This window comes from Corynebacterium sp. HMSC073D01, from assembly GCF_001815555.1.
GTDB classification, from domain to species: Bacteria; Actinomycetota; Actinomycetes; order Mycobacteriales; family Mycobacteriaceae; genus Corynebacterium; species Corynebacterium glucuronolyticum.
The window spans coordinates 30541-56575 of record NZ_KV821028.1 but is presented as its reverse complement, the minus strand read 5'-3'; the positions used below and the strand labels follow the sequence as shown (position 1 = coordinate 56575).

Sequence of the window (26035 nt, the reverse complement as noted above, 5' to 3'; positions counted from 1 at the left end):
AGCCCGACGAAGTCGGGCTATCCGGCATGCCTTAAAGGATCGGGAAGCGCTCGATCGTCTGCTCGCGGCCGGGGCCGACACCGATGTAGCTCATCTGGGCGCCGGAGAGTTCCTCGAGGCGGAGGATGTAGTCCTTGGCCTTCTCGGGAAGCTCGTCGAAGGTGCGGCAGCCGGTGATGTCTTCCTCCCAGGCGGGCATCGTCTCGTAGATGGGCTCCGCGTGGTGGAAATCGGACTGGTTGACGGGCATTTCGTCGTAACGCGTGCCGTCGACATCGTAAGCGACACAGATCGGGATCTCGCCGATGCCGGTGAGCACGTCGAGCTTGGTGAGGAAGAAGTCCGTGAAGCCGTTGACGCGGGCAGCGTAGCGGGCGACGACGGAGTCGTACCAGCCGCAGCGGCGCTTGCGTCCGGTGTTCACGCCGACCTCACCGCCGGTGGTCTGGAGGTATTCACCCCACTTGTCAAAAAGCTCCGTGGGGAACGGGCCGGCGCCGACGCGGGTGGTGTACGCCTTGATGATGCCGAGGGAGTGCGTCACCTTGGTGGGGCCGATGCCGGAACCGACGCAGGCGCCGCCGGCGGTCGGGTTGGAGGAGGTGACGAACGGGTAGGTGCCGTGGTCAACGTCGAGCATCGTGGCCTGGCTGCCCTCCATGAGGATGGACTTGCCGGCGTCAAGCGCCTTGTTGAGTTCCAGCTCGGCCTCGATGACCATGGGGCGCAGGCGGTCGGCGTAGGAGAGGAAGTACTGGACGGTCTCCTCCACGTCGATGGCCTGGCGGTTGTACATCTTCACCAGCATCTGGTTCTTCACGTCCAGGGCGGACTGGACCTTCTGGCGGAGGATGGACTCGTCGAAAATGTCCTGCACACGGATGCCGACGCGGGAGACCTTGTCGGCGTAGGTCGGGCCGATGCCGCGGCCGGTGGTGCCGATCGCGCGCTTGCCCAGGAAGCGCTCCTGGGTGCGGTCGAGAACGCGGTGGTAGGGGGCCACCACGTGGGCGTTGGCGGCGATTTTCAGGCGGTCGGCCTTGGCGCCGCGGGCGAGGAGGCCGTCCATTTCGTCGAAAAGCGCCTCCAGGTTGATGACGACGCCGTTGCCCAGGACGGGGACGGCGTTTTCACTGAGGACGCCGGCCGGAAGGAGCTTGAGGGCGTACTTTTCGCCGTTCACCACGACGGTGTGCCCGGCGTTGTTGCCGCCGTTGGGCTTGACCACGTAGTCGACCTTGCCGCCGAGAATGTCGGTAGCCTTGCCCTTGCCTTCGTCGCCCCACTGGGCGCCCACAATTACGATTACAGCCATATTGGTTTCCAAATCACTCGTTGCCTTATGAACCGTCTAGGCATTGTACTCTCTTACAGTATGAAGCTCCTCTGTGTGGCCTGCGGAACCCCGTCTATCCCCGGCATCGATGCCATCCACTGCGACACCGTCCCCACTCGCCAGCAGCTGCGCCCCGTCGATGAGCTGGCGCGTCAGGCGCTCCCCCACGATCCCACACCGTCGCTGGACGAGATCGCCGCCCAGCCCAATGTCAGGCACCTCGGGCACCCCCAGCCCGCGCCACAGCACCCCAGCGAGCCCGTGCGGCTCATCGTCTGCGGGTCGGACGCGGCGCTCAGCGCGGTACTCACCCGCCTCATGCGGGCGGACACGATGTGGGTGGAGGTCGCCTTCATGCCTACCGGTAAGTCTCTCACCACGTTTGGGCTTGTCGACGCTGGGCAGGCGGTGGATGCGGTCGCCGTCCCCACCCCCGTCGTCCGCAACGACCTCGGCACCGTCGTCGCCGGGGCGGCGACCATTACCAACATGGATCGGCGCACGGAGATCTCCGGCGAAATCATCGTTGACGATCACGTCCTCGTCCACCACGGCGCCGACCCCGCAGCGCGGTTTTTTGGCACCTTCGGCGCCCGCCTCGTGCCCATGATGGACGCCCCCGGCATCGCCGCCGTGCGACTCACCTCCCCGCTGGAGGCGGACCCGCCCAGCGGCCCCTTCGCCGGCCGTGAGCCGGAAGAAAGGCAGAGGCTCGCGGCGCTACCCGTCGTCGGCAAGCAAATGCGGGGAGCAGTGACAGGCCTCAGCGACCCGACAAGCGTATGCACAGGCAGGGCCGTGCAGGCCGGCGGCGAAAACCTCGGGGTGACCATCGACGGCATCGCGCACCCCCGGCCGCTCACGCGCGTGACGTTCTACCGCCACCTGCGCGACATGCAAATCGTGCGCTAATTCTCCGGCGGAACCGCCGGCGTATCCGACGTGGGGGCAAGCACCGCGCGGGCGGAATGCAGGTTGTGACCGCACACCATGAGCAAGTCCACGATGAGCGAACGGGTCTGCGCGAGGATCGAATACGCGGAGAACACGCGGCCTTTCGCGAGCGTCTCGGGGGTCTGCGGGCCGAGCTCGCGGAGTTCGTGGGCGAGCTCGCCGATCGTCTCCGCAGCATCATCGCTCTCCTCCAGATACACCTCCGCCAACCGCTGCGTGATATCCGCCAGCTTCGCGATGAGCTCCACCTGCTCCGGGGCGACCTCGTCCCGGTCCTCCACCAACACCTGCGCCCGGCGAGCCAACACGCGGGTCGTGCGCATCGTGTTGTCCACCGGGCCGAGAAGTAGCAAGAGGCTCACCATCCGGCGGCGGTTCTTCCACTTCAGCGGCGACACCTTCGTCTGCTCCTCCACCGCCTTCGCGCGCGTAATCATGTTGTTGATCCCCGCCTGGGAACCGCGCGCCCGGTTGAGCGCCAGGCCGACAAGCTCGGCGTCTTTGGTGTGCAGGGCGCGGGACACGTCGTGCAACACGCCCGACGCCGTGGCCAACACCTTGCCGATCTCCCGCTCCCCGTGAATCGACGACTGCGGCAGGAACGCCACGACGATAATGCCGATCACGCCGCCGATGAGCGCGTCCACCATGCGGTCTGTGCCACCTGAGGTGCCCGGCGGCATGATCGTGGCGATGAGCACCGCGCCGATCGCTGTCTGGTTCATGACGAGGGGCGCCGTGTCCACGAAAGAGGCAAGCGTCAACGCGATCATCACGGCCAGCGAAATCTGCCACGCGCCGGAGCCGATGTTGGAGATGATGAGATCGCCGAGCCCCACGCCCAGGGAGGAGCCGATGACCATCTGCACCGCGCGCTTGACCTTGCCGCCGCCAGACATCGACAAGATGATGATCGCCGCCATCGGCGCGAAGAACGGCTGCGCGTGGCCGACGACGTGGCGGGCGACGTAGAACGCGAGGCCCGCGGCGATGCCGCCCTGGATCGCGGGGAAAATGGAGCTGCGCATCCGCCGCAGCCGGTGCGGAATGTCCACTCTGTCGCTCACGTACGAGCGCGCTTCCCTGGCAGATGGAATATGCATACTGACTCCTTTCGTCCCTTACATACTATGCAAGACTGCGCCTGGGGTGGAATTCTGCCAATAGCAAAACGCGCCGCCGACCGAAGTCGTGCGGCGCGTGAAGCGTAAAAACTTACTTGTTGTGGGAGCCCACAGAGTGCAGGTCCTTGCAGGCCTCGATGACGCGCTCGGACATGGACTGCTCGGCCTTCTTCATGTAGGAACGCGGGTCGTAAACCTTCTTGTTGCCCACTTCGCCGTCGATCTTCAGAACGCCGTCGTAGTTGGAGAACATGTGGGACACGATCGGGCGGGTGAAGGCGTACTGCGTGTCGGTGTCAACGTTCATCTTGATGACGCCGTAGGTCAGGGCCTCCTCGATCTTCTCCTTCTCGGAGCCGGAGCCACCGTGGAAGACGAAGTCGAAAGGCTGTGCGCCGGCCTCGAGGCCAAGCTTCTTCGCTGCGACTTCCTGGCCCATCTTCAGAACCTCGGGGCGCAGCTGCACGTTGCCCGGCTTGTACACGCCGTGGACATTGCCGAAGGTAGCGGCCAGCAGGTAGCGGCCGTTCTCGCCGGTGCCGATGGCATCGATCGTTTTCTCGAAGTCCTCGGCGGAGGTGTAGAGGTTCGCGCCGTGCTTGGCCTCAACGCCGTCCTCTTCGCCGCCGACAACGCCGATCTCGAGCTCGAGGATGATGTTGGCCTTGTGGGCCTTGGCCAGGAGCTCCTGGGCGATCTCGAGGTTCTCATCGATCGGGATAGCGGAGCCGTCCCACATGTGGGACTGGAAGAGCGGGAGCTCGCCGGCGTCGACGCGATCCTGGGAGATCTTGATGAGGGGACGGACGTACTCGTCGAGAACTTCCTTCTGGCAGTGGTCGGTGTGCAGCGCAACGTTGATGCCGTAGCTCTTCGCAGCCTCGTGTGCGAACGCCGCGAGGGCGACAGCGCCCTTCACCTTGTTTTGCACGGCCAGGCCGGAGCCGAAGGAGGCACCACCGGTAGAGAACTGGATGATGCCGTCGGACTCGGCCTCAGCGAAGCCCTTCAGCGCGGCGTTGATCGTCTCAGAGGACGTGCAGTTAATGGCCGGGTAGGCGAAGCCGCCCTTCTTGGCCTTATCCAGCATCTCGTTGTAGATATCCGGAGTTGCAATTGGCATGTAGTTTTCCTCCTCAGGAGTTTTTAGACGTGTCTACCCTCTATTATGCACAATTCGCGGGAGAATTTGTCGTCCATGACCGTTATCACACACGCGTAGCGGAGTATTTCTCCGACACCCGCGCGGCGGCCTCCATGAGCATCCAGCCGGACAGCTGGACAGAGAGGTCACGCTCCGGCACGGTCGAGCCAAGAATCGTTCCGCGCTCGCTCGTGGCGGGAACGGCATTGCGCGGCAGCTGGGCATCGGTGTCCCAGTGGTTGGAAAAAACTGGCAGGCCGTCGACTTCGAGGCGGTGTCGCCACTCGGATTCGGCGGAGTTCAGCACCATGCGGGCGGCGAGGCGCTTAGTGGCGCGGTTCAGGTGGCTATCGGCGGGCAGGCGCAGGGCGACGTCTGCGAGGTAGCGGGCGAGGATGCCGTTGAATAGCCCGCCGTCGCCGCCGGTTGTGGGCCAGTTGAGGACGTAGTGCGTGGAGGCGAGGTGGGTTGCCGTGGACTGCACGAGGTCGCGGATGAGCATGATGTGCGGGATGTAGGCGTCGGCGGAGTCAGCCTCGGCGTACTCGAGGTTCTCGACGGGCGTGGCGGACTGTCCACGCAGTGCGAGCGCGATCTCCAGCTCCGCGCCCATGAAGGTGCCCTGGTTGTAGGGGTGGATATCGGTGACGACCTCGGGTCCGTGCATGCTCATGCGGACGCCGTCCATGACGATGCCGTCATCGTTGATGAGGTTGCGGCTGATCCAGTCGGTGACGGAGACGGCGAGGTCGAGGCGACCGCTGCGGGCGCACATGATGGCCATCGGGCCGTTGGCGGGCACGTTGAAGAAGCTAGCACCCGTCTTCCAGGGCAGGACGCCAAGGTTGGGGTCGACGCCAGCGATGATGTCCATCTCCAGGGCGTCGAGCGTTGACGGCGGGTGGACACGGGGAAGGCCGCGCATCCGGCCGAGGGCGAGGGCCATCCAGGCGCGGTCGTCGTAGTAGCGGTTGCGTGTCAGGGGGCCGAGGTTGCGCAGGCGGATGCCGCGCACCGTGCGGGTGAGCCGTTTGGCGCGGACGTTGGTGGCACCGCGGTTGAAAGCATCGATTTGGCAGTCGAGGTAGTGGGCTTGCCACCAGTAATGCCAGTGCAAGAAAAGTTCATCGCGGCTGGCCGACGGCCAGGCGACAACGCCCAGGTTGGTTCCCGGGATACCCCACACTTTGGAGGCGTGGCGATCGTTGATCGCGGCCTCTGCAAGGTCGGCCCTGTGGGCCCAAATCTCTAACACATTAGTTCCTTCGCTGACGCGCGTTGGTTTATTACATGAGTTCTACCACGCCCGGCTGAGATCCGCATGCTGCCTGATCCAGGTGTGCATGGCGATTCCCGCGGCGACGCCGGCGTTGATGGAGCGGGTGGATCCGAACTGGGCGATGGACAGCGTCATCACCGCCGCGTCCTGGGCTTCTGGGGTGACGCCGGGGCCCTCCTGGCCGAAGAGGAGGAGGCAGCGCTCGGGTAGCGTCGCGGTCTCGAGTGGAACGCTCCCGGGGATGTTATCTATCGCCAGGACCTGAAGGTCCTGTTCATTTGCCCACGAGATGAGGTCGGCGATGGTGTCGTGGTGCATGAGGTGCTGGTACCTGTCGGTGACCATGGCTCCGCGACGATTCCAGCGCCGACGGCCCACGATGTGGACGGTGTCCACGGCGAACGCGTTGGCGGTGCGCACGACGGTGCCGATGTTCATGTCGTTTTCGAAGTTTTCGATCGCGATGTGCAGCGGGTGGCGGCGCGTGTCGATATCCTCGACGATGGCCTCGCGGGTCCAGTACCGGTAGGCGTCGACGACGTTGCGGTGGTCACCCTCGGCGAGTAGTTCCGGGTCGTAGCGGGGATCTGTGGGAAGCGGGCCGTCCCAGGGGCCAACCCCGTGGCGGCCTTCTCCCCATTCGGTTGGGCCTTTAGTCAAGGCCGAGGTCCTTCAGCCCCAGGAGGTGGCGGTACTCGTAGCCGGCCTCGGCGAGAACGGCGTCGGCACCGGTCTCACGGTCGACGACGGTGGCGATGGCGACGACCTCGGCGCCCGCCTCGACGCAGGCCTTGGCGGCGGTCAGCGGGGAGTTGCCGGTGGTCGTGGTGTCCTCCACGACGAGCACCTTCTTGCCGGCGATGTCCGGGCCCTCGATCCGGCGCTGCATGCCGTGTTTCTTGGCTTCCTTGCGCACGATGAAGGCATCGATCGGGCGGCCGTCGGCGTGCATGATGGCGTCGGCGACCGGGTCGGCGCCCATGGTGAGGCCGCCGACGGCGTCGAACTCAAGGTCTGCAACCATCTCGCGCATGAGCTTTCCGATGAGCTTCGAGGCGCGGTGGTGGAGGGTGGCGCGGCGCAGGTCGACGTAGTAATCGGCTTCCTTGCCGCTGGACAGGGTGACCTTTCCGCGGACTACGCAGAGGTCGGTCACAAGCTGGGCGAGTTCTTCTTTTTCAGTCACGAATCTAGTGTGCCACAGCCCTCGTCAAAAATAGAGCTCGGCTCCATCTTGCGGGTGGCTTTCGCCGGCGCGGGGCCGGTCTGGGGTGCCGGATCGATACGGCGGGAACCGTCGGCGATGGGTACCACGTCATCTGCGGCGACGACGTAGTCGTCGGCTTGCCCGAGCGTCGCCCCAACGGCTCGTTGTGGGAGCTCTACCTTTGGCTTGTCGACGCCCTGGTCGTCCCGCTGGGCGCGAATGGCCCGCACCGGGCGCGTCGGGTCCGACTCTGGGGCGGTGCGTTCGCGGTAGCCACCTGCGGGAGGAAGCGCGTAGGCGGCGTCGGCAAGCAATTGGAGGGACTCGAAGGCGTCTGGGCTGCCCTCAGCACGCACCCACTCCCCATCGACGGACACACGGGTGACCTCGGCGGGAAGGGTGGCCAGGGCGGCGTCGACACGCGAGTCGAGGAAACGGCGACCCGCGGGCTCGCTGGCCTCGACGGAGAACCCATCGGCCCCGCGCGTGAACGTCACCGACGGGCCTGCCGACTCGTCGCGGCGCAGGCCACACAGGCCGTTACCGGCGGCCGCCTCGTAGCCACCAACGATGCCGCGGGCTGCGGGCGAGGCCGGAAAACCCGGCACCGACGGGACAACCTCGAAGCCGTTAGCAGCGGCCCACGCCTTCAGCTGCCCCCGACCGCCCGGCGCGCGCAGCAGGTAGATGCCGACGGCGAGGAGGACGAGGGCAAGGACAATAAGCGCTAGCCGCATGAACTAATCACCCGTTGCCACGGGGTTCTTCGGATCGGCGCACCACTGCGACCAGCCGCCGAGGTAGGTGGCGGCGCCCGGCAGGCCCGCCAGCTCCATGGCGATCAGGCCCTGCGCCGAGTGCAGGCCGGAGCCCGAGTAAATGATGACATCGGAGGCGTCCGTAATCCCCTTCGAGTCGAAGGCCTGGCGGATGACCTGCGGATCCTTGAAGGTGCCGTCCTCGTTGAGGAAATCCGCCGTGGGCACGTTCACCGCGCCCGGGATGTGGCCCGCCTTGAGATCCAGGCGCTCCGTCTTGCCGGTGAAGCGGTTGCGCCCGCGCGTATCGACGAGCAGACCTGAATGCTTCTTCACGTCCTCCGTGGTCACGATCGGCATGTGGCCCGGATCGACCTTCAGCGCCCCCAGCGAGCGCGGGTTGCCGGGGCCGCCCATGCGCGGGTACTTCAGCTCACGCCACTTGGTCAGGCCGCCGTCGAGGACGGAGACGTTCTTGACGCCCGCCCAGCGCAGCACGAACCAGGCGCGGGCGGCGAGGATGCCGCGCGCCTCGTCGTAGCAGATGACGTGGTGATCATCGCCCAGGCCCCAGCGGTCGAACCAGCGCTGGAGGATATCCGGGTTCGGCAGCGGGTTGCGGCCGCCGAGCTTGCTCGGGGTGCCGGCGAGCGCGTTGGCCGCGTCGCAGAACAGCGCGGTGGGGATGTGGGACGCGTTGAACATGGCAAACCCGTCGCTGCGGGTTTCCTCGTACATCGCGTGTAGGAGGATTTGCTTCCCGCCCTTTTGCAGGTTGGCTTTCAGCTCTTCAGGGGTCACGAGGATACTCATGGCCCCAATTTTAAATGCCTCCCCGCATTTTGCCTACCCTGCCGCGTTTGCCGAGGGATCCCAGGCACCTCGCCACGGGCCAGAGCCACCCGCCGACCAAAGCCCCAGGAAACCTGGACACGTGTCCTACCACTTTTCCCCGCCACCTTCCATTTTGTTGACACGTCACATCCAATTGCGGCATGAAGAAATTTGGATTCTTGAGCTTTGGAGACTTCGCAATCGGCCACCAGCGCGGCATCAGCGGCGCGGACGCCCTCAAACAATCTCTTGACCTCGCACAGGCCGCCGATGACCTCGGCGTAAACGGCGCCTACTTCCGCGTGCACCACTTCGCCCCGCAGGCGGCTTCCCCCATGCCGCTGCTCGGCGCGATAGCCGGCTCCACCGAACATATAGAGGTGGGCACCGGTGTTATCGACATGCGCTACGAAAACCCGCTCTACCTCGCTGAGGAGGCGGCGGCGTTGGATCAGCTCGCGGACGGGCGCGTGGCACTCGGCGTATCCTGCGGGTCACCCGAGCCCGCCAAGGACGGCTGGCGCGTCTTCGGTTACGACGCTGCGGAAGCCAACGGTTCCGACATGGCGAGGGCCAAGTTCGAGCTCTTCCTGTCTGCCATCCGCGGCGAGGGCACCGCCGAGGCTGACTCGCTGGAAAACCAGTACCCGCAGATGTACCAGCCCGGCCCCACTCCCCGGGCCTCGACCGGCGCATTTGGTGGGGCTCCGGCACGAACGCCACGGCCGTAAAGGCCGCGAAGGGCGGCGTCAGCCTCATGAGTTCCACCCTCGGCGACATCCAGGCCGAGCAGATCCGCCAGTACCGCGAGGCCTAGGCCACAACTGGGAGCCGCGGGTCTCCGTCTCCCGCACCGTCTTTCTGCTTGTCGACGACGAGACTCGCCGTCTCCTCTCCCCTCAGGGTTCCAGCAAGGACCAGATTGGGTCGCTGGGTGAGGGCAGGCAGGTCACGTTTGGGAAGACGTATGCGGCTGAGCCGGATGTGCTCGTCGAAAAGCTCCGAGCAGACCGTGCGGTGATGGACGCAGATACGTTGATGCTGACTGTTCCGAACACCATGGGGGTCGACCTGAATGTGAAGATTTTGCAGGCCTTCGCCGAGCATGTAGCACCGGCGCTGGGGTGGGAACCTAGTAATTCTCGCGGCGCTTAACCCAGGCGATGACCGGGTAGGTGACGGGGAGCAGGACGACCTCGATGAGCGTTTTCCACACGAAGCCGACGGCGACGTAGTTGAGGAAGGCGCCCACCGAGTCGATGCCGATGACGGGCGCGGCGATGGTGCAGAAGATGGCCGTATCACCGAGCTCCCCCACCACGGTTGAGCCGATCAGGCGTGCCCACAGGGTCTTTTCGCCCGTGCGAAACTTGATTTTGACGAGCGTCCACGAGTTGAGGAGCTGGCCCACGAGGTAGCCAGCGAGAGACGCGGCGACGATTTGGGGAACAAGCCCGACGACGGTGGCGAAGGCCTCCTGGCCGTCATAGAAGGAGGCCGGCGGAAGGGCGATGCCGATATAGAAGGCAACCACGGCGAGGAGCATGCAGCCGAAGCCTAAGAAGATGGCACGGCGGGTGGCGCGGAAACCGAAGCATTCGCTGAGCACGTCGCCGACGACGTAGGCCAGCGGGAAGAGGAAGAACGCGCCGTCGAGGACGAAGGGGCCGATTTCCACGCCCTTGGTCGCGTTGATGTTAGAGATAAGGAAAACGACCACAAACACCACCACGAGCGGGGTGTACAGCGATCGCTGGATTTCAATGTGCCTGGTGTTACCGGACGCAGCCGCTGCGGCTACGCCCTGCCCAGACCCGGGGTTATTCGTTGTCATGGACTAAAAGGGTACAGGTAGCTGCTAGCCTGAGGCGCACCCAGAACCGACAAAAATCCGCAGTTCGCGTGAACTGCGGATTTTTTGTGCGTTACCTCGATTCGATGTCGAGGTGCTCGCCACCGTCGGCAACATCGACGTGGACGGTGTCACCGTCGCGGACGTCGCCGGCCAGCAGCTTGCGGGCGAGGGTATCGCCGATGGCCTGCTGGATGAGGCGACGCAGCGGGCGGGCGCCGTAGGCGGGGTCGTAGCCGCGGTCGGCAAGCCAGCTCTTGGCGGCGTCGGAGACCTGCAGCGTGAGGCGGCGGGCGGCGAGGCGCTCGGCAAGCTGGCCAACCTGGATGTCGACAATGCCGGTGAGCTGCTCCTTTGTAAGGGAGTCGAAGATCACCACATCGTCGAGGCGGTTGACGAACTCCGGCTTGAACGTCCGCTTCACGGCATCCATCATCTGCTCCTTGGTGCCACCGGCACCAAGATTCGAGGTGAGGATCAACAGCGTGTTGCGGAAGTCGACCGTGCGCCCCTGGCCGTCGGTAAGCCTGCCGTCATCGAGAACCTGCAGGAGGATATCGAAGACGTCGGGATGGGCCTTCTCCACTTCGTCGAAAAGCACAACCGTGTACGGGCGGCGACGAACGGCCTCGGTGAGCTGACCACCCTGGTCGTAGCCGACGTATCCGGGGGGAGCGCCGACAAGGCGGGCAACGGAGTGCTTCTCGCCGTACTCGGACATGTCGATGCGGACCATGGCGCGCTCATCGTCGAAGAGGAACTCCGCGAGCGCCTTGGCCAGCTCCGTCTTACCCACACCCGTGGGGCCGAGGAAGAGGAAGGAACCGGTCGGGCGGTTCGGATCGGCGACACCGGCGCGGGCGCGGCGGACCGCATCCGAGACCGCGGTGACGGCCTGCTTCTGACCGACAACACGGCCGGCGAGGACATCCTCCATATAAAGGAGCTTCTCGGTCTCACCCTGCAGCATCTTGCCGGCGGGGATGCCCGTCCAGGCGGAGACAACCTCGGCGATCGTGTCCGGGGTGACCTCCTCCGTCAGCATCGTGTCCTGCTCCTTGTTCACCACATCCTCGGCTTCCTGCAGGGCCTTCTCGGCGGCCGGGATCTTGCCGTAGCGGATCTCGGAGAGCTTGGCCAGGTCGCCTTCGCGCTCCGCCTCCTCGCTTTCCGTGCGCAGGCGGTCGAGTTCCTCCTTCGCCTTCTGCACGTGGCTGATGGCCTCCTTCTCGTTGGCCCAGCGTGCGCGCAACTCGGAGAGCTTTTCCTTCTCGTCGGCGAGCTCGCGGCGGAGCTTTTCCAGACGCTCCTTGGAGGCGGCGTCCGTCTCCTTCTGCAGCGCCAGCTCCTCCACCTCGAGGCGGCGGACGATGCGCTCGGCCTCGTCGATCTCCTGCGGCGAGGAGTCGATCTCCATGCGCAGGCGGGACGCGGCCTCGTCGATCAGGTCAATGGCCTTATCCGGCAGGTAGCGGTTGGTGATGTAGCGGTCAGATAGCGTCACAGCGGCGACGAGCGCGGAGTCCTGGATGCGGACGCCGTGGTGCACCTCATAACGCTCCTTCAGGCCACGGAGAATACCGATGCCGTCTTCGACGCTCGGCTCACCGACGTAGACCTGCTGGAAGCGGCGCTCGAGCGCGGCATCCTTCTCGATGTACTTGCGGTACTCGTCGAGCGTGGTCGCACCGACAAGACGCAGCTCACCGCGGGCGAGCAGGGGCTTAATCATGTTGCCGGCATCCATTGCGGAATCACCGGTCGCACCCGCGCCGACGATAGTGTGCAGCTCGTCGATAAAGGTGACGATCTCACCTTCAGCGTTCTTAATCTCCTCAAGAACCGCCTTCAGGCGCTCCTCGAACTCGCCGCGGTACTTCGCACCGGCGACCATCGAGCCCAAATCCAAGCTAATGAGGCGCTTGTTCTTCAAGCTCTCCGGGACGTCGCCCGCAACGATGCGGCGGGCAAGGCCTTCGACGATAGCTGTCTTACCCACACCGGGCTCGCCGATGAGCACCGGGTTGTTCTTCGTCCGGCGGGACAGCACCTGCATAACACGGCGGATCTCCTGATCACGGCCGATCACCGGGTCAATCTTGCCCTGGCGGGCGCGCTCCGTCAGATCCGTGGAGTACTTCTCCAGCGCCTGGAACTGGTTTTCCGGATCGGCGTTGGTGACCTTGTGACCACCGCGGACCTGCTCGAAAGCCGCTTTAATGTTCTCGTACGTGGCGCCGTGGCGGGCAAGCATCTTTGCTGCATCCGAATCGCCGCGCGCGATGCCCGCGAGGAGCACCTCGGTGGACACATATTCGTCGCCTAGTTCACCGGCGAGTTCCTGCGCGGCGTTGAAGGCGTTGAGGGCACTGCGGTTAAAGTTCGGGTTCGTCATGTTCGAGCCCGACGCCGAGGGGTAGCCCTCAACAAGCTTGCGAGCCTCGGTGGCAATCACCTGCGGGTCTACGCCTGCGGCCTTAAGCACCGGGGCGGCGACGCCGTCCTGCTGCTCAACGATAGCGACGAGGATATGCGCGGGGCGGATATCCGGGTTACCTTTTCCGGAAGCGAGCTGCAGTGCTGTCTGCAGGGCCTCCCCTGTTTTAGTTGTTGGTGTGAAATCACTCATGGTTTATTGCTCCTTTTCTTTACCTATCATCTATAACGCACCACAAGTTGAGTATGTTCCACTCAAGGAAAAATATTTTTGAGTCGCTTTGACTCAACTTTACTCCTCGGTTTCCCCTCCGGTTATTGAAAACGTATCCTAGTTAGGATTCGATATCCCCACGGCTTAGGAGCACAACGATGGCCAAACACGGACACCAGGACAGTCGCCGCAGCGGCTTTACCGGCGCGCAGCTGGCGCTCCTCGTATTCATCGGCATAAGCACCCTCCTCACGCTCATCGGACTCGCCGCCTACTGGCCGCCGTCCACCGCGCCCGCCATCAACGAGTCATTCACCGCCAACTTCGCCCTCAACCAGGACTACGTCCCCGGCACGGTGACCACCGTGGACGAGGGCGGCTGCCCGCCGCCCAACGACACCGGCTGCAAGCGCAACACCGTGGCCATCACCGGTGGGCCCAACGAAGGCATCTCCACGCAGCTCGTCACCCACGACGTGGCCGGCGAACCGCAGCTTAACGTCGGCGACAAGATTCTCCTCACCCAGACCGCCACCCCCGACGGCTACACCTACGCCTTCGGGGACTACCAGCGCGCCATCCCGCTGGCGATCTGGGGGATCGTCATCGGGCTCGCCATCATCGCCCTCGCCGCCTGGTACGGACTCCGCTCTCTCATCGGGCTCACCTACTCCCTGGGCGTGGTCGTCGTGTTTCTTGTGCCCGCGCTGCTCCACGGCGAACCCGCGATCCCCCTGGCCGTCACCGCAGTGAGCGCCATCATCATCGTCTCCGTCCCCCTCGTCCACGGCCTCAACTGGAAATCCGCCTCGGCACTGTCCGGCACCTTGCTGTCCATCCTCGTGACCGCCGTCCTCGCCACGTGGGCGATCGGCACCACCAACCTGCGGGGGCTTGGCGACGACGAGAATCTCAACCTCGTCCTTTACCTCCCTGAGGTGCAGATCCTTGGCGTCATGCTGTGCGGCTTCATCATCGGCGCCGTCGGCGGCCTCAACGATGTCACGGTTGCCCAGGCATCCACCGTGCAGGAGCTGTCCGCCGCCGACCCCGGCGCGCGGCCGTGGTCACTATTCACCTCCGCCATGAAGGTCGGCCGCGACCACGTCTCCTCCATGACGTACACACTCGTCTTGACGTACACGGGCACCGCGCTGCCGATGCTGTTATTACAGTCCGTTTCCTCGCGCTCCGCCGGCCTCATCCTCACCGGCGACCAGGTTGCCACAGAGCTGCTGCGTTCCGGCACCGGCGCGCTGGCGATTGTGTGCGCTGTCCCCTTAACCACATTTATTGCGGCACTCGTCATCCCCGCGCGCAAAAAGTCATTACACTACGATAAAAGTAAGCAATGGCTAAATCACGCCCAAAGGACGACGCACAGTGAATGACACGCTTTCACCCGTAGCCGAGCGGCTGCGTTCTGTTTCCCCCGAGTTCCATGAACACGTGCGCGCCAACTTCTTTGACAAGTGCCCGGAGACGATGCTCGTATTCCCACTGCACAAGGAAAATGTCCATGCAGACCTGGGGCGAGTTCTCTCCTTCGTGTTCGACCGCACGCCGGTGGACGGGCACCTGACCGATGAGATGCGCACGCTCATCACCCAGCTAGGCAAAGATCACCGTAAATATAATGTCTCGCCGCGCTACTTCCACCCCTTTGTGGAGTGCCTCCGCGATTCGCTTCTCACTTTGTGCTCCGACCTGCAGTTTAAGTATCTCAACGGGGCCGACACCGCCCTCGGTGAGGTGTCCACCTTGCTTGCGCGGTCCATCGCGCGTGATGATGCCGCAGGTATTCCCCGCAATTACACCGCCACCGTTGTCGATGTGCAGCGCCGCTGCCGGCGGATTTCCGTCGTCCGCTTGAAGACGCGCACGCCCATCGACTTCCAACCCGGCTCCTACTTCCCCATTTCTTCGGAGGTCACCCCCGGCATCTGGCGCTTCTACACGTCGGCCCTGCCACCGACGGAGACCGGGGAAATGGAATTCCACGTGCGCACGAATGAGGGTGGTCTGTCCTCCGTGCCACTGGCCAATTCCCGCATCGGCGATAAGTGGCTGCTGGGCAACCCGTACGGGCGCGCGTCTATCGACGGAGACAGGGATGTGCTCATGATTGCGAACTCCGTGGGGCTCGCGCCGCTTCGCTCCCTTATCCTCTCCCAGGTGGGCCAGCTGAATCCTGCGCGCGTTCACCTGTTCTTTGGCGCTGAGTACCCCGGTGAACTGTACGATCTGCGCACTTTGTGGGAGGTCGCCGCAACCGCCCCGTGGCTTACGGTCACCCCTGTGGTGGAGCATGACACCGACAAGTGGTGGGTGCGTGCCACCGAGTGGTCGCAGTGCCCGCGCGGTCTCAATCTCACAGAGCACGGCACGTTGGAGGAGGTTCTCCCCCGCTACGGCACGTGGGCGGACCGCCAGATCCTCATCGGCGGGCCCCCTGCCTGGATCCCCGACATGCGCGATGCCCTCGTCGAAGGCGGCACCCCGCCTGAGAACATCTTGTACAACGCGCTGTAGCCCCCCTCCCATCACGGACCAAAAGTATCCGAAAGGGGAACGAAAGTTCCGCAAAGTGGGTACTTTTGACACCCCTTTGGCTACCGGCGGGTGGGTCATAATAAAGGGGAGTTCCCTAAACCACCCTTTATTTGGGTGGTCCCGGACCGGGGTAGCCTTTCTTGGGCGTTAAGCTACCAAATATCCGCGGGATCATCTCACAGATGACGCCGCCACCGGCACGACCGTAGACGATGCCGGTGGCGGCGTTTATTATTTGTGGTGTTATGGATCTCTTGCGGAACAGGCCGGTCGTCATCGTCGCGATGACGGGTATCACCGTCCTCATCATCAACCTGCTGCTACGCCCAGAGGCCGTCCACCCCGTGGTGATTGCTTCCGGAACGGCACTCGTCGTGTTCACCCTCACCGCGTTCCGCTTCCCTATTGTCAGCTCCGCGCTGTTTATCGTCGTCTTCCTCACCATCGCCGCCAGCGATTACCGGTTGGTGAGTTCCGTTCTCCTGGCACCGATCCTTGCGGGCGTGGTGGCGTTTCGGGGCCGCCGGATCCTCACGCTCTGCGTGAGCCTGGGTTTGTGGGGGATCGGCGTCATCGACCCCCGGGATCTCCAGCACGGCACCAGTGCACAGGGCATTCTCGTGTGGGGTGCAATCATCGGCGCGGGCACGGCGTTCGGCTGGGCTGCGGGACGCTACCAGCGCAAGCACGAGAAACTCGTGGAGGAGTGGACGGAGGACTTGGCCAAGCACCGCAAGGCACTGGCGCTGGCCCTGCACGATTCCGTCGCTAGTTCTCTCACCGCCACTGCGATGCGCTCGGAGGCCCTCGCGCTTGAGCGGGCTCATGATGAGGCGTTGGCACATGAGCTTAACCAAATCGCGCAGGACGTGCGGTCTGCGATGTCGGAAACACGGGCGCTCATGAAGGTGCTGTCCACAAACGATATGGATGCCCTGCATACGGACTCCGCTTCCCCCACGACGTTCCACGCGATCTGCGAGATCGTCACAGAGCGGCTCGAGTCCGTGGGGTTGCATGTGGATGTTGTGTCCATGGCACCGGCGGAGGCCCTTCGCTTCAACGCGCGGACCTTGCGGGCGATAGCGGACATCCTCAACGAGGCATCGATCAATGCGATCAAATACTCTAAACCCGGATCGACGGTGACGCTTTTGGTGACAGACCGCAAGCAAACCGTGGCTATCTCCATGGAAAACGAGATGCTGACCGGCGACGCGGATCGCTCCATTTTGCCCCTCACTCCGTCGGCGTTCAGCTCTGGCTTGGGACTGCCCTCGATCACGGAACTTGCGCAGAGAGTTGGCGGAAATGTGCACACCGAGAATGATGGCCGGATGTGGACACTGACGCTGACCCTGCCCACGCCCTAAATCCGGCTCAGGTGGAAAATTGCGACCGAGCTGCCTAGTATAGGAGGGCAGCAATCACAAAGGAGTTACTCATGAAGCGTTTCATCGCCTCTGCACTGACCGTTCTTACCATCACCGCAGCAGCCCCTGCAGCAAGCGCGATCTCTATCGCCGACGAGTTCTTCACCTGCCCTGGGAACGTGTGGTGCAGGTAGGAATTGGACCAGATTCGTGTCATCGTCGTTGACGATGATCACATTGTTACCGACACTCTAGAGCGGTACTTTGCCACGACCGAGGACATCGTGACTGTCGGCACCGCCAGCAATGGGTCGGAAGCCCTCGATGTTCTGCACTCCACCCTGGCTGATGTCATCGTGGCGGACATCCACATGCCTGGCATGGACGGGGTGCAACTTTTGCGTGCCATGAAACGGATGTCGCATCCCCCCACATTTGTGGCCATGACCTCGCTTGACTCCGACGAGATCATGCTTGAGGTGCTGTCCCATGGTGCCGCCGCCTATATCATCAAATCGGCCGAGGCATCGTTCATCATCGAAACGGTCCGCCAGGCCGCACACGGTGGGACGGTTGTCTCCCCCGAGCCTATGTCGCGGCTCGTGGGCTACCTCCCAACGACGCACGTCGCCCCGCCTCTTGTGGCGGAGGACCTGCCGGAGGCGCAGCGTCTCATCCTGGATTTGCTTTGCGACGGCCTGTCCAACAGCGAAATCGCCGAAAAGTCCGGCTATTCCGAGTCCACCGTGAAGAAGCAGGTGTCTAAGCTCATTGCTCACTTTGGCGCGAGTTCGCGCCTCAACCTCGTGGTCAAGGCGCTGCGTTCCGGGTTCGGGGGCTAGTCCGCACCCAGCACGGGGAGACTCTGGCGTGCCTTCTCCACCGCCGTGGTGTCGAGTTCTGCGTAGAGGATTCCCTTGTCTTGCTCCAGTTCGGCGACGACCTGGCCGAGGGGGTCGATGACGCTGGAGTAGCCGACGCCGACGGGGTCGGTGCGGCCATCGTCGAGGAAGGCCTGGTCCGTCGCGAGGATGAAGGTGGCGGAGTCCAGGGCCCGGGCGCGGGACAGGAGCCGCCAGTGGTACACCTTTTGCTCGCCCGGCGTCCAGCTCGTGGGGACGATAATGGCCTCCGCACCCGCGCGGGCCATCTTCTTGAACAGTGCGGGGAAGCGGATGTCGAAGCAGATGGCCACACCGAAGGTGATGCCCTCCCAGTCGAAGGTCACCACGTTTTCTCCCGGCGCGACGGTGTCCGACTCGGCGAAACCGAATGCATCGTACAGGTGGGTCTTGTCGTAGAGGAGCGGTTCCTCGTTCGGGCGGGCGATGAGCGCGGTGTTGTACACGCGTTCCCCCTCCTCCGGACGGAAGCAGCCGCAGACAACCGCAACCGACAGGTCGTCGACAAGCGACTGGATGGCGGTGGTGAACCAACCGAAACGGGCGGCAGAACCGGTGAGGGGACCGGCGCCGAAGGCGTGCATCGTGGCCTCAGGGAACACGATGAGCCGCGCGCCCTCCGCGGCCGCCGTGCGCACGTTCTCCTCCACGAGGGCGAGGTTCGAATCGATGTCTCCGGAACTATTGATCTGACACAACGCAACTTTCATGGCAGCGATTGTAGACTTAACACAACAACCCGTGCATGAAAGGCGAGTATGAAAATCACCATTCCCGGCCTCGGCCAGTTCGACATCACACAGGTAGCAGGCGCCGTCCTCGGCGTCATCACGCTGCTGTCCACCATTATTGGGATCAGTGTCGCGGCGACGCAGCCCGCGCCGGAAAAGGAAACGACCTGCAACTGGGCTGGTGACGACCTTCCCCTGATCAATGGCACAACCAACAAGCTGCTTGCGGATTCAACCGTGACGGTGGAACTCACCGACCTCACCTTCGGCGACACGTACCTCGACCGCTCCGACTGCCCCAAGTCCTACACCTCCCTGGGCAAAGGAAACCCGACGCTGACCGTCACGTCACCGAAGAAGGCCACCCTGTACTTTCACCTTGGCTACGACGATGAAAACACCGTCGGCGGGCGCACCAAGGCCCCGTACATGGTGACCATCACCCGGCCGAGTGTCGACGAGCCCACGCAAAAGGAAATGGGCAACACCTTCGGCGGCCAGCTGTGGTCTGTGTACCTCAACCCGGGAGAGGCAACAACCATCACCATCACCCCCAAGCACGGCACCTCCCCCGTGTACCCGGGACTCGTCTTCGGCAGCCCGATCATTGCGCTCGAGCCCGAGAACGCCCCGGAGGAAGCTACCTCCTCCAGCTCCTCCTAGAGGCGCAACAGCTGGGGAACAATCCTAGGCAAAAATCCTAGGCAAAAATCTGGGAAATAAACCTAGGCAAAAAATTAAGGCATAAAAAACGGGAACCCACCAGGGGGTTCCCATTTTTTGTTCGTAGCTAGCGACGGCGTTTCCACAACACCACGGCGGTGGAGCTCGGCACGTGGACCAGCTCACCACCACGGCGCGGGGAGCGATCCAGCTTCACGCGCAGTGCTTCGTTTTCTGCCTCGAGCTCGGCCAGCTTGGCTTCGAGCCGGGACTTTTCCTCTTGCAGCCGCGTGATCGCCTTGATGCCGGCGAGGTTGACGCCTTCATCGTGGCTGAGCCGTTGGATTTCCTGGAGCTGTTTTACGTCATCCCGGGTGTACCGCCGCCCGCCTCCGCGGGTGCGCTGCGGGGTGACAAGTCCCATGCGATCGTAGGAGCGCAGTGTTTGGGCGTGCATCCCGGCGAGCTCGGCGGCCACGGAGATGACGAAGACTTCGGTATCGTGTGCGTTGTTTTCCTCAGACATCCGTCACCTCCTTTGCCATTCTCGTGGTTGTTGCTGCTACTGGTTATTCTTTTTCATCCAATCCTCGCGCGGGGAAAAACCGGAGTCTTTCTCCGCCTGGGCGTAGGTGCGCAGGGCGCTTGCCGCCGCCGAGTCGAGGTTGGTGGGGACGGTGACGGTGACGGTGACCATGAGGTCGCCGCCCTTCACGCCACGCCCCTTGAGCCGAAGCGTGCGGACGGTGGGGGTGCCCGCGGGGAGTTTCACCTTCACGGGTTTCCCCAGGGTGGGCACGGTGATGGTGTCGCCGAGGGCAGCCTCGGCGAAGGTGACGGGGACCGTCACTTCGAGGTCGTTGCCCTCACGGGTGAACACCTTGTCCGGCCGGACGGTGACGTTGACAAACAAGTCGCCCGAAGGTTTCCCATTGGGGCCTGCCTCACCTTGTCCGGCGAGTCGAACCTTCTGACCGTCGCGAACCCCGGCGGGGATGCGGACGGTGATGGATCGAGTCCGGCGCACGGTTCCGGTTCCGTGACAGTTGGTGCACGGGTCGGTGATCTTCTGCCCGCTGCCACCGCAATCGGAGCAGGGAGCGGAGAAACCGAACGCGCCTTTTTGCTCTGAGGTGAATCCCGACCCGTGGCACGTGGGGCACGTGGTGGGATTCCCGGATTTCGAGCCTGACCCGTGGCACGTCCCGCAGGGCGCGTCGCCGGTCAGTTGGATGGGGATGACGGTTCCCTCCACCGCTTCGCGGAAGTCGAGCGTTATTTCCGTTTCGACGTCGGCCCCCCGCGACGGCTGCGCCGTGCGAGAAGCAGACCCGCTGCGGTTGAAAAGACCACCGAGGATATCCCCAAAGCCACCATCTCCAGCAAATCCCGATCCGCCTTGGGCGAAGAAGTCCGAGAACCCGCCGGGCGCGCTGTTCGTCGACGAGCGAAACCCGCCCGGGAAGCCCGGGCCTCCGTTTCCGCCAAAGAATCGGCCGGAACCAACCATGGCTTTGAACTCGTCGTAGTCCTTGCGCTTCTTGGCGTCGCCTACAACGTCGTAGGCCTCGGCGGCTTTCTTGAACCTTTCTTCTGCGGCGGGATCGCCGGGGTTGGTGTCCGGATGGTTCTCACGCGCCAGCTTTCGGTAGGCCCGCTTGATCTCATCCGCGCTTGCGGACGAGGAGACCCCCAGGTCCGCGTAATAGTCTTTATTAGCCCATTCGCTTTCTGCCACTGGGCATCTCCTCCTTTCCTTAAATTTGTGTCGTTATTTAGTTATTCTTCGTCTGTTTTGGCATCCTCGATGTCCTCGACATCGTCGATAATGACCATCGCGGTGCGCAGGAGACGGTCGCCGATCATGTAGCCCTTGCGCAGGACCACACCGAGGCGCTTCTCGTCGCCGGAGGACAGGTCTTGGACGGCCTCGTGGATCTCCGGGTTGAATTCGTCGCCCTTCTCTCCGAAGGCGGTCACTTTCAGGTCGGTGAGGATGCCGTTGAGTTTGCCTGCGAACGCCTTGAGCGGCCCCTCGGCGAGGTCGCCGTGTTGCTCCGCCAGATCGAGGTCATCGAAGACGGGGAGGAACTTCTGCACCGCATTCGACGTCGCCTGGTCGATGGTTGCTTGCCTCTCCTGGGCGACCCGCTTGCGGTAGTTGGCGTACTCGGCGCTGATGCGCTGGAGGTCGTCGGTGCGCTCTGCGAGGAGCGCGGTGAGCTTCTCCTCCGCAGACGGCTCCGGGGCTGCCTCAGGCGCTTCGCTAGCCTCAGGTGCTCCGCTTTCCTGAGCGTGAGTTTGCGAGGCCGCCGCCGCGTCTGCGGCGGTGTCTGCAATATCGGCCTCCGGCAGTGTGCCCTCACCGGGGGTGGCATCAGCAGCCGACTCCGTCACCTCGGGCTCCTCAGGGGTGGGGTGCTCGCGGTTCTCGGGGTCCATCACTACTTGTCACCGTCCTTGTTGTCGTCTTCGTCAACAACCTCGGCATCGACAACGTTGTCATCACCGGCGGCACCTGCGGCGCCTGCCTCGGTCGTGCCCTGTGCTGCCTCCTGGGCGTAGATGGCCTTGCCCATCTCCTGGGACTCGGTGGACAGCTTCTCAACGGCCGTCTTCACGGCGTCGATATCGTCGCCCTCGAGAGCCTTCTCGACCTCCTTCGCTGCATCCTCCACCTTGGTGCGGATGTCCTCGGAGACCTTGTCCTTGTTCTCGTCCATGAAGGAGCGAGTGGAGTAGACCATGGATTCAGCCTGGTTGCGGATCTCGAGCTCCTCGCGACGCTTCTTATCGGCGTCGGCGTGCTCCTCCGCATCCTTGATCATGCGGTCGATCTCCTCCTGGGAGAGGCCGGAGCCGTCCTGGATGGTGATCGTGTTTTCCTTGCCCGTGCCCTTATCCTTAGCGGTCACGTGGACGATTCCGTTGGCGTCGATGTCGAAGGTGACCTCGATCTGCGGGATGCCACGCGGTGCCGGGGCAATGCCGCCGAGCTCGAAGGAGCCGAGCAGCTTGTTGTGGGCTGCGATTTCGCGCTCGCCCTGGAAGACCTGGATCTGCACGCTGGGCTGGTTATCCTCAGCCGTGGTGAAGGTCTGCGTCTCGCGCTTCGGAATGGTGGTGTTGCGCTCGATGATCTTGGTCATCACGCCGCCCTTGGTCTCAATGCCGAGGGAGAGCGGGGTGACGTCGAGAAGCAGGACGTCCTTGACGTCGCCGCGGAGAACACCAGCCTGAAGAGCAGCACCGACGGCCACAACCTCGTCCGGGTTCACGGACTTGTTCGGCTTCTTGCCGCCGGTCAGCTCGGTAACGAGGTCGGCCACGGCGGGCATACGGGTGGAACCACCGACGAGCACAACCTGGTCAATCTCGGACGTGGAAATGCCCGCGTCCTTGACCACCTGGTTGAACGGCTGCTTGGTGCGATCCAGCAGGTCCTTGGTGATGTTCTGGAACTCAGAGCGAGACAGGGTCTCATCCAGGAACAGCGGGTTCTTCTCCGCATCCACGGTGATGTACGGAAGGTTAATCGTTGCGGACTGGGAGGAGGACAGCTCGATCTTTGCCTTCTCCGCTGCCTCGCGCAGACGCTGCAGGGCCATCTTGTCCTTGGTCAGGTCAATGCTGTGGGAAGCCTTGAACTTGTCAACGAGCCAGTCAACGATGCGCTGATCCCAGTCATCGCCACCGAGCTTGTTGTCACCGGCGGTGGCCTTCACCTCGACGACACCGTCGCCGATCTCCAGCAGGGAGACATCGAAGGTGCCGCCACCGAGGTCGAACACGAGGATCGTCTGATCCTTGTCGCCCTTCTCCAGGCCGTAAGCAAGAGCTGCAGCCGTCGGCTCGTTCACAATACGCAGGACGTTGAGGCCGGCGATCTGGCCAGCTTCCTTCGTGGCCTGGCGCTGTGCGTCCTCGAAGTATGCCGGGACGGTAATCACGGCGTCCGTGATCTCCTCACCGAGGTAGCTCTCGGCGTCCCTCTTCAGCTTCATCAGCGTACGTGCCGAGATCTCCTGCGGCGTGTACTTCTTATCATCAATATCTACCGTCCAGTCCGTGCCCATGTGGCGCTTGACGGAGCGGATGGTGCGGTCGACGTTGGTGACCGCCTGGTTCTTGGCGGACTGGCCGACGAGCACCTCGCCGTTCTTGGCAAAGCCGACCACCGACGGGGTGGTGCGGGAGCCCTCAGAGTTGGCGATAACGGTGGGATCCCCACCTTCCAGTACTGCAACTACAGAGTTGGTTGTACCGAGGTCAATACCTACTGCGCGTCCCATAATAAAATCTTCTCCTTTTTCGAAATCCGTTTGTCTTGTCATCCGGCCTGGCCTGTCACCGCCTAGCCGGTGTGACTTGATTGAGTCTCACTCAACTTCAACAGCAACTGTACCAGCCGCCTTGAGCGTGTGCTACTCAATCTCACACTCAGTACAACGCAGACTCCCCAAAGTTATTCCCCCTCGACTCAACTTTTTCTATTTCCGCAGAAAATTGACCATTCTTTGGTGGTACATATCCGGCAAACAGTGCGCCGCCACGAGCCTTTCCGCCACCTCTTTATCGCCGAGCGCCCCCGCGAAGACATCGCCCATCGTCATGCCGTGGTCCGGGGTGTGGAGGACCACCAGCTCGTCGCCGGGGTGGACGACACCGGGAACCACGACCCGCAGGTAGCTGCCCGTGCGACCACGCGCCGAGAACCTCTTTATCCACCCGGGAACGCCCATCCAGCCAGCAAACGTCCGGCAGGGGGTGCGAGACACCGACACTTCCAGCTCCGCGGTACCGACCCGGAAACGCTGGTTGACAATGGCCTCCTCCCACACAATGCCGGAAGTTGTGAGGTTTTCGCCAAACGAGCCGTCGACAAGCAACATGCCGAGCTCCCCCTCCCACCAATCGAGCTCCTCGCGGGCGAACGCGTAGACCGCCTTCTGCGCGCCACCGTGGTGCTTCGTGTCCCCGACCGTATCCCCCACAACCCCCGGGCCGTCGCCGTAATTCGGGCCGGGGGTGAACAGCTCGAGCGAATCAACAGGGACCTTGTGCATGCCGGAAACGCGCGCCGTACCGCCTGGATCGGTGCGCGGAATCGCCTTATTGCAGGACAGAACGTGTGCCATGAGGCAATCGTATCCCGCGTGCCACAATGGGGGCATGGATTTCGACGTCATCATCTTCGGCGCGACAAGCTTCGTTGGTCAGCTCACCGCCCGCTACTTGCACGCCACCTACCCGGACCTGTCCCTCGCGCTCGCTGGGAGGAACCAGAACAAGCTCGAGGCGCTGGGGATCGATGCCCCGCTCATCATCGCCGACGCCGACGACCCCGCCGACATGGACTTCCTCGCCGAACACGCCCGCGTGGTGATCTCCACCGTCGGCCCGTACACGCACTACGGTGAACACCTCATTCGGTTCTGCGCCGAACGCGGCACCGACTACGTCAACCTGTGCGGCGAGGCGCCGTTCATCCGGCGCATGATCGACCGGTACCACGCGCAGGCGGTGTCGACGGGGGCGCGGATTGTTAACTCCTGCGGCTTCGACTCCGTGCCCAGCGACATGGGCATGTTCGCGCTTTCCGAGGCCGCCGGCGAAGAATTCACCCGCGTGCAGATGGTGGTCACCGACTTAAAGGGCGGGCTCTCCGGTGGCACCATCGCCTCCATGAAGGCAGCGCTCGCAGAACAGGACGGCGAGAACGCGTTGCACGGCAAGTACTCGCTGTGCCCCGACCCCGACAAGGAGGCAAACCTCGTCGGACAGAAGGACATGGACATTGACCGCACGCCGGAGGGCTGGGCGGGCCCCTTCTTCATGGCCAGCTTCAACACGCGCGTCGTGCGCCGCTCCAACAGCCTCCTCGACCACGCCTACGGTTTTAACTTGCGCTACACGGAGCGCCAGAAAACCGGCTCCAAGCTCGCCGCCTACGCCCTGGCCGGCGCCCTGACGGCGGCTTTTAAAGCCGCGAGCAAGGACGGCCCGTGGCAGAAGCTCATCCACAAGCCGGGCGAGGGCCCCAGCCCGAAGGCCCAGGACGCCGGCCATTTCACCACCGTCCACCACGGCCTGACCGTCAGCGGCACGCACGTCACCGCCACCTTCCACGGCGACGAGGACCCCGGATATAAAGGCACAGCGAAATTCCTCGGCGAGGCCGCGATGACGCTCCTGAACAACGTCGACGAAGTCGGCGGCGACGAAGTCGACGCGGGCGGCGGCGCGGGCGGCGGCGCGGGCGGCGGCATCCTCACCCCCGCCTCCGGCCTCGGCGCAGCGTACCTCGACCGACTGCGCGCAGCCGGGTTCACGATTACGACGCGGACGGTGGTGTAGGCCCCGTCTCTTCGCGCTCCTCATCGCTGCGACATATGCTGCGCAGGTTGGAGCCAGGATGCAGGCTAAGTTTCGTCATTCTCCGGGGTTCCATAGTGTGTCCTTTTGGAAGCCTAACGGGGAGTCCATTTCCATCAGCCACGCATCGTCAGCACGTGATAGAGAATCTCGTAGCTCACCCACTACGTCGGTGTTGAGTCCAATTTTCTGAACGATGAACACAGTGATAACGAGAACGACGTAAATCGACCCATAATCTACCCCCCTCCAACGGTTGTTTTAGTAACTCAGCCGCCCTCGTAAAATCCCATCCCTTCG

At 63.5% G+C, this 26035-nt stretch carries 24 protein-coding genes and 1 pseudogene; 9 read left to right on the top strand and 16 right to left on the bottom strand.

All coding sequences use genetic code 11. From position 1 onward, the window contains the following. Positions 1–31: 31 nt before the first annotated feature. Positions 32–1315: an adenylosuccinate synthase gene (locus tag HMPREF3044_RS03750; protein WP_005388523.1), complete on the bottom strand. Its 1284-nt coding sequence runs from the start codon at positions 1313–1315 to the stop codon at positions 32–34. 27 nt (positions 1316–1342) lie between these two features. On the opposite strand from HMPREF3044_RS03750, the gene HMPREF3044_RS03745 reads away from it, so the two are divergent. Beyond that, positions 1343–2248 carry a hypothetical protein gene (locus HMPREF3044_RS03745; protein WP_070739438.1) on the top strand — a complete coding sequence of 302 codons (906 nt, stop codon included), beginning with the start codon at positions 1343–1345 and terminating at the stop codon, positions 2246–2248. Here the strand turns inward: HMPREF3044_RS03745 and HMPREF3044_RS03740 are convergent. From HMPREF3044_RS03740 to HMPREF3044_RS03710, 7 genes are all read right to left on the bottom strand, one after another. Continuing rightward, positions 2245–3318, bottom strand: coding sequence for an FUSC family protein (locus HMPREF3044_RS03740; RefSeq protein WP_070739444.1), 1074 nt, complete (start codon positions 3316–3318; stop codon positions 2245–2247). The genes HMPREF3044_RS03745 and HMPREF3044_RS03740 overlap by 4 nt on opposite strands. A gap of 187 nt (positions 3319–3505) precedes the next feature. After that, the gene (fbaA, locus tag HMPREF3044_RS03735; RefSeq protein ID WP_005388517.1) at positions 3506–4537 is read right to left on the bottom strand and encodes a class II fructose-bisphosphate aldolase; all 1032 of its coding nucleotides are present in this window, start codon (positions 4535–4537) and stop codon (positions 3506–3508) included. An 85-nt stretch (positions 4538–4622) separates the two neighbouring features. Next, positions 4623–5813, bottom strand: coding sequence for a glycoside hydrolase family 76 protein (locus HMPREF3044_RS03730; RefSeq protein WP_070739434.1), 1191 nt, complete (start codon positions 5811–5813; stop codon positions 4623–4625). A gap of 42 nt (positions 5814–5855) precedes the next feature. Further along, positions 5856–6497, bottom strand: coding sequence for a TrmH family RNA methyltransferase (locus tag HMPREF3044_RS03725; RefSeq protein ID WP_005388512.1), 642 nt, complete (start codon positions 6495–6497; stop codon positions 5856–5858). Next, positions 6490–7023 (bottom strand): orotate phosphoribosyltransferase, encoded by a 534-nt coding sequence (gene pyrE, locus HMPREF3044_RS03720; RefSeq protein WP_005388509.1) that lies wholly within the window; start codon positions 7021–7023, stop codon positions 6490–6492. The genes HMPREF3044_RS03725 and pyrE overlap by 8 nt, the downstream gene beginning before the upstream one ends. Further along, positions 7020–7781 (bottom strand): type III secretion system chaperone family protein, encoded by a 762-nt coding sequence (locus tag HMPREF3044_RS03715; RefSeq protein WP_005388508.1) that lies wholly within the window; start codon positions 7779–7781, stop codon positions 7020–7022. Before HMPREF3044_RS03715 ends, pyrE begins: the two co-directional genes overlap by 4 nt. A gap of 3 nt (positions 7782–7784) precedes the next feature. Continuing rightward, positions 7785–8615 (bottom strand): sulfurtransferase, encoded by an 831-nt coding sequence (locus HMPREF3044_RS03710; RefSeq protein ID WP_005388507.1) that lies wholly within the window; start codon positions 8613–8615, stop codon positions 7785–7787. Positions 8616–8797: 182 nt separating this feature from the next. On the opposite strand from HMPREF3044_RS03710, the pseudogene HMPREF3044_RS03705 reads away from it, so the two are divergent. Next, positions 8798–9791 (top strand): annotated as a pseudogene (locus tag HMPREF3044_RS03705) (LLM class flavin-dependent oxidoreductase). On the opposite strand, the gene HMPREF3044_RS03700 reads toward HMPREF3044_RS03705, so the two are convergent. Then, positions 9769–10470 (bottom strand): queuosine precursor transporter, encoded by a 702-nt coding sequence (locus HMPREF3044_RS03700; protein ID WP_070739432.1) that lies wholly within the window; start codon positions 10468–10470, stop codon positions 9769–9771. The pseudogene HMPREF3044_RS03705 and the gene HMPREF3044_RS03700 overlap by 23 nt on opposite strands. Before the next feature lie 91 nt (positions 10471–10561). Further along, positions 10562–13117, bottom strand: a complete 2556-nt coding sequence (clpB, locus tag HMPREF3044_RS03695; RefSeq protein ID WP_005388496.1) for an ATP-dependent chaperone ClpB — start codon at positions 13115–13117, stop codon at positions 10562–10564. 179 nt (positions 13118–13296) lie between these two features. Here clpB and HMPREF3044_RS03690 point away from each other — a divergent pair, with 179 nt between their 5' ends. The 5 genes from HMPREF3044_RS03690 (at position 13297) to HMPREF3044_RS03675 (ending at position 17906) form a co-directional block, all read left to right on the top strand. Beyond that, the gene (locus HMPREF3044_RS03690) at positions 13297–14529 is read left to right on the top strand and encodes a YibE/F family protein (protein ID WP_070739429.1); all 1233 of its coding nucleotides are present in this window, start codon (positions 13297–13299) and stop codon (positions 14527–14529) included. Beyond that, on the top strand, positions 14522–15670 hold the full coding sequence (locus HMPREF3044_RS03685; protein ID WP_005388494.1) for an FAD-binding oxidoreductase: 1149 nt from the start codon (positions 14522–14524) through the stop codon (positions 15668–15670). The genes HMPREF3044_RS03690 and HMPREF3044_RS03685 overlap by 8 nt, the downstream gene beginning before the upstream one ends. Before the next feature lie 266 nt (positions 15671–15936). After that, the gene (locus HMPREF3044_RS03680) at positions 15937–17064 is read left to right on the top strand and encodes a sensor histidine kinase (RefSeq protein WP_231285995.1); all 1128 of its coding nucleotides are present in this window, start codon (positions 15937–15939) and stop codon (positions 17062–17064) included. Positions 17065–17135: 71 nt separating this feature from the next. Further along, positions 17136–17258, top strand: coding sequence for a hypothetical protein (locus HMPREF3044_RS13535; RefSeq protein WP_256381078.1), 123 nt, complete (start codon positions 17136–17138; stop codon positions 17256–17258). 3 nt (positions 17259–17261) lie between these two features. After that, positions 17262–17906, top strand: coding sequence for a response regulator transcription factor (locus tag HMPREF3044_RS03675; RefSeq protein ID WP_005388489.1), 645 nt, complete (start codon positions 17262–17264; stop codon positions 17904–17906). Here the strand turns inward: HMPREF3044_RS03675 and HMPREF3044_RS03670 are convergent. Continuing rightward, positions 17903–18676 carry a carbon-nitrogen hydrolase family protein gene (locus HMPREF3044_RS03670; protein ID WP_070739424.1) on the bottom strand — a complete coding sequence of 258 codons (774 nt, stop codon included), beginning with the start codon at positions 18674–18676 and terminating at the stop codon, positions 17903–17905. The two genes, HMPREF3044_RS03675 and HMPREF3044_RS03670, sit on opposite strands and share 4 nt — an antisense overlap. A 48-nt stretch (positions 18677–18724) precedes the next feature. Here HMPREF3044_RS03670 and HMPREF3044_RS03665 point away from each other — a divergent pair, with 48 nt between their 5' ends. Beyond that, positions 18725–19360 carry a hypothetical protein gene (locus tag HMPREF3044_RS03665; protein ID WP_005393493.1) on the top strand — a complete coding sequence of 212 codons (636 nt, stop codon included), beginning with the start codon at positions 18725–18727 and terminating at the stop codon, positions 19358–19360. Between the two features lie 127 nt (positions 19361–19487). Here the strand turns inward: HMPREF3044_RS03665 and HMPREF3044_RS03660 are convergent, their stop codons facing one another. The 5 genes from HMPREF3044_RS03660 to HMPREF3044_RS03640 all read right to left on the bottom strand — a co-directional run bounded on the left by HMPREF3044_RS03660 (position 19488) and on the right by HMPREF3044_RS03640 (position 24534). Then, entirely contained in the window at positions 19488–19886 is a 399-nt protein-coding gene (locus tag HMPREF3044_RS03660) for a heat shock protein transcriptional repressor HspR (RefSeq protein WP_005388483.1), read from the bottom strand. Between the two features lie 36 nt (positions 19887–19922). Then, positions 19923–21098, bottom strand: a complete 1176-nt coding sequence (dnaJ, locus tag HMPREF3044_RS03655) for a molecular chaperone DnaJ (RefSeq protein WP_070739421.1) — start codon at positions 21096–21098, stop codon at positions 19923–19925. 41 nt (positions 21099–21139) lie between these two features. Then, positions 21140–21805, bottom strand: coding sequence for a nucleotide exchange factor GrpE (grpE, locus tag HMPREF3044_RS03650; RefSeq protein WP_070739418.1), 666 nt, complete (start codon positions 21803–21805; stop codon positions 21140–21142). Beyond that, positions 21805–23652 (bottom strand): molecular chaperone DnaK, encoded by a 1848-nt coding sequence (gene dnaK, locus HMPREF3044_RS03645; protein WP_070739415.1) that lies wholly within the window; start codon positions 23650–23652, stop codon positions 21805–21807. The genes grpE and dnaK overlap by 1 nt, the downstream gene beginning before the upstream one ends. Positions 23653–23850: 198 nt before the next feature. Next, positions 23851–24534 carry an MOSC domain-containing protein gene (locus HMPREF3044_RS03640; RefSeq protein WP_070739412.1) on the bottom strand — a complete coding sequence of 228 codons (684 nt, stop codon included), beginning with the start codon at positions 24532–24534 and terminating at the stop codon, positions 23851–23853. Here HMPREF3044_RS03640 and HMPREF3044_RS03635 point away from each other — a divergent pair. After that, positions 24533–25717, top strand: coding sequence for a saccharopine dehydrogenase family protein (locus tag HMPREF3044_RS03635; protein WP_070739409.1), 1185 nt, complete (start codon positions 24533–24535; stop codon positions 25715–25717). The genes HMPREF3044_RS03640 and HMPREF3044_RS03635 overlap by 2 nt on opposite strands. Positions 25718–26035 lie beyond the last annotated feature (318 nt).

Bases quoted from the DNA above. Each gene is read 5' to 3' on its own strand.
- HMPREF3044_RS03640 (WP_070739412.1), bottom strand. From the start codon at position 24,534: ATGCCCCCATTGTGGCACGCGGGATACGATTGCCTCATGGCACACGTT.
- HMPREF3044_RS03665 (WP_005393493.1), top strand. From the start codon at position 18,725: ATGAAAATCACCATTCCCGGCCTCGGCCAGTTCGACATCACACAGGTA.
- HMPREF3044_RS03740 (WP_070739444.1), bottom strand. From the start codon at position 3,318: ATGCGCAGCTCCATTTTCCCCGCGATCCAGGGCGGCATCGCCGCGGGC.
- HMPREF3044_RS03750 (WP_005388523.1), bottom strand. From the start codon at position 1,315: ATGGCTGTAATCGTAATTGTGGGCGCCCAGTGGGGCGACGAAGGCAAG.
- dnaK (WP_070739415.1), bottom strand. From the start codon at position 23,652: ATGGGACGCGCAGTAGGTATTGACCTCGGTACAACCAACTCTGTAGTT.
- HMPREF3044_RS03745 (WP_070739438.1), top strand. From the start codon at position 1,343: ATGAACCGTCTAGGCATTGTACTCTCTTACAGTATGAAGCTCCTCTGT.
- HMPREF3044_RS03670 (WP_070739424.1), bottom strand. From the start codon at position 18,676: ATGAAAGTTGCGTTGTGTCAGATCAATAGTTCCGGAGACATCGATTCG.
- clpB (WP_005388496.1), bottom strand. From the start codon at position 13,117: ATGAGTGATTTCACACCAACAACTAAAACAGGGGAGGCCCTGCAGACA.
- HMPREF3044_RS03700 (WP_070739432.1), bottom strand. From the start codon at position 10,470: ATGACAACGAATAACCCCGGGTCTGGGCAGGGCGTAGCCGCAGCGGCT.
- HMPREF3044_RS03715 (WP_005388508.1), bottom strand. From the start codon at position 7,781: ATGCGGCTAGCGCTTATTGTCCTTGCCCTCGTCCTCCTCGCCGTCGGC.
- HMPREF3044_RS13535 (WP_256381078.1), top strand. From the start codon at position 17,136: ATGAAGCGTTTCATCGCCTCTGCACTGACCGTTCTTACCATCACCGCA.
- HMPREF3044_RS03680 (WP_231285995.1), top strand. From the start codon at position 15,937: ATGGATCTCTTGCGGAACAGGCCGGTCGTCATCGTCGCGATGACGGGT.
- HMPREF3044_RS03660 (WP_005388483.1), bottom strand. From the start codon at position 19,886: ATGTCTGAGGAAAACAACGCACACGATACCGAAGTCTTCGTCATCTCC.
- fbaA (WP_005388517.1), bottom strand. From the start codon at position 4,537: ATGCCAATTGCAACTCCGGATATCTACAACGAGATGCTGGATAAGGCC.
- HMPREF3044_RS03690 (WP_070739429.1), top strand. From the start codon at position 13,297: ATGGCCAAACACGGACACCAGGACAGTCGCCGCAGCGGCTTTACCGGC.
- HMPREF3044_RS03710 (WP_005388507.1), bottom strand. From the start codon at position 8,615: ATGAGTATCCTCGTGACCCCTGAAGAGCTGAAAGCCAACCTGCAAAAG.
- HMPREF3044_RS03635 (WP_070739409.1), top strand. From the start codon at position 24,533: ATGGATTTCGACGTCATCATCTTCGGCGCGACAAGCTTCGTTGGTCAG.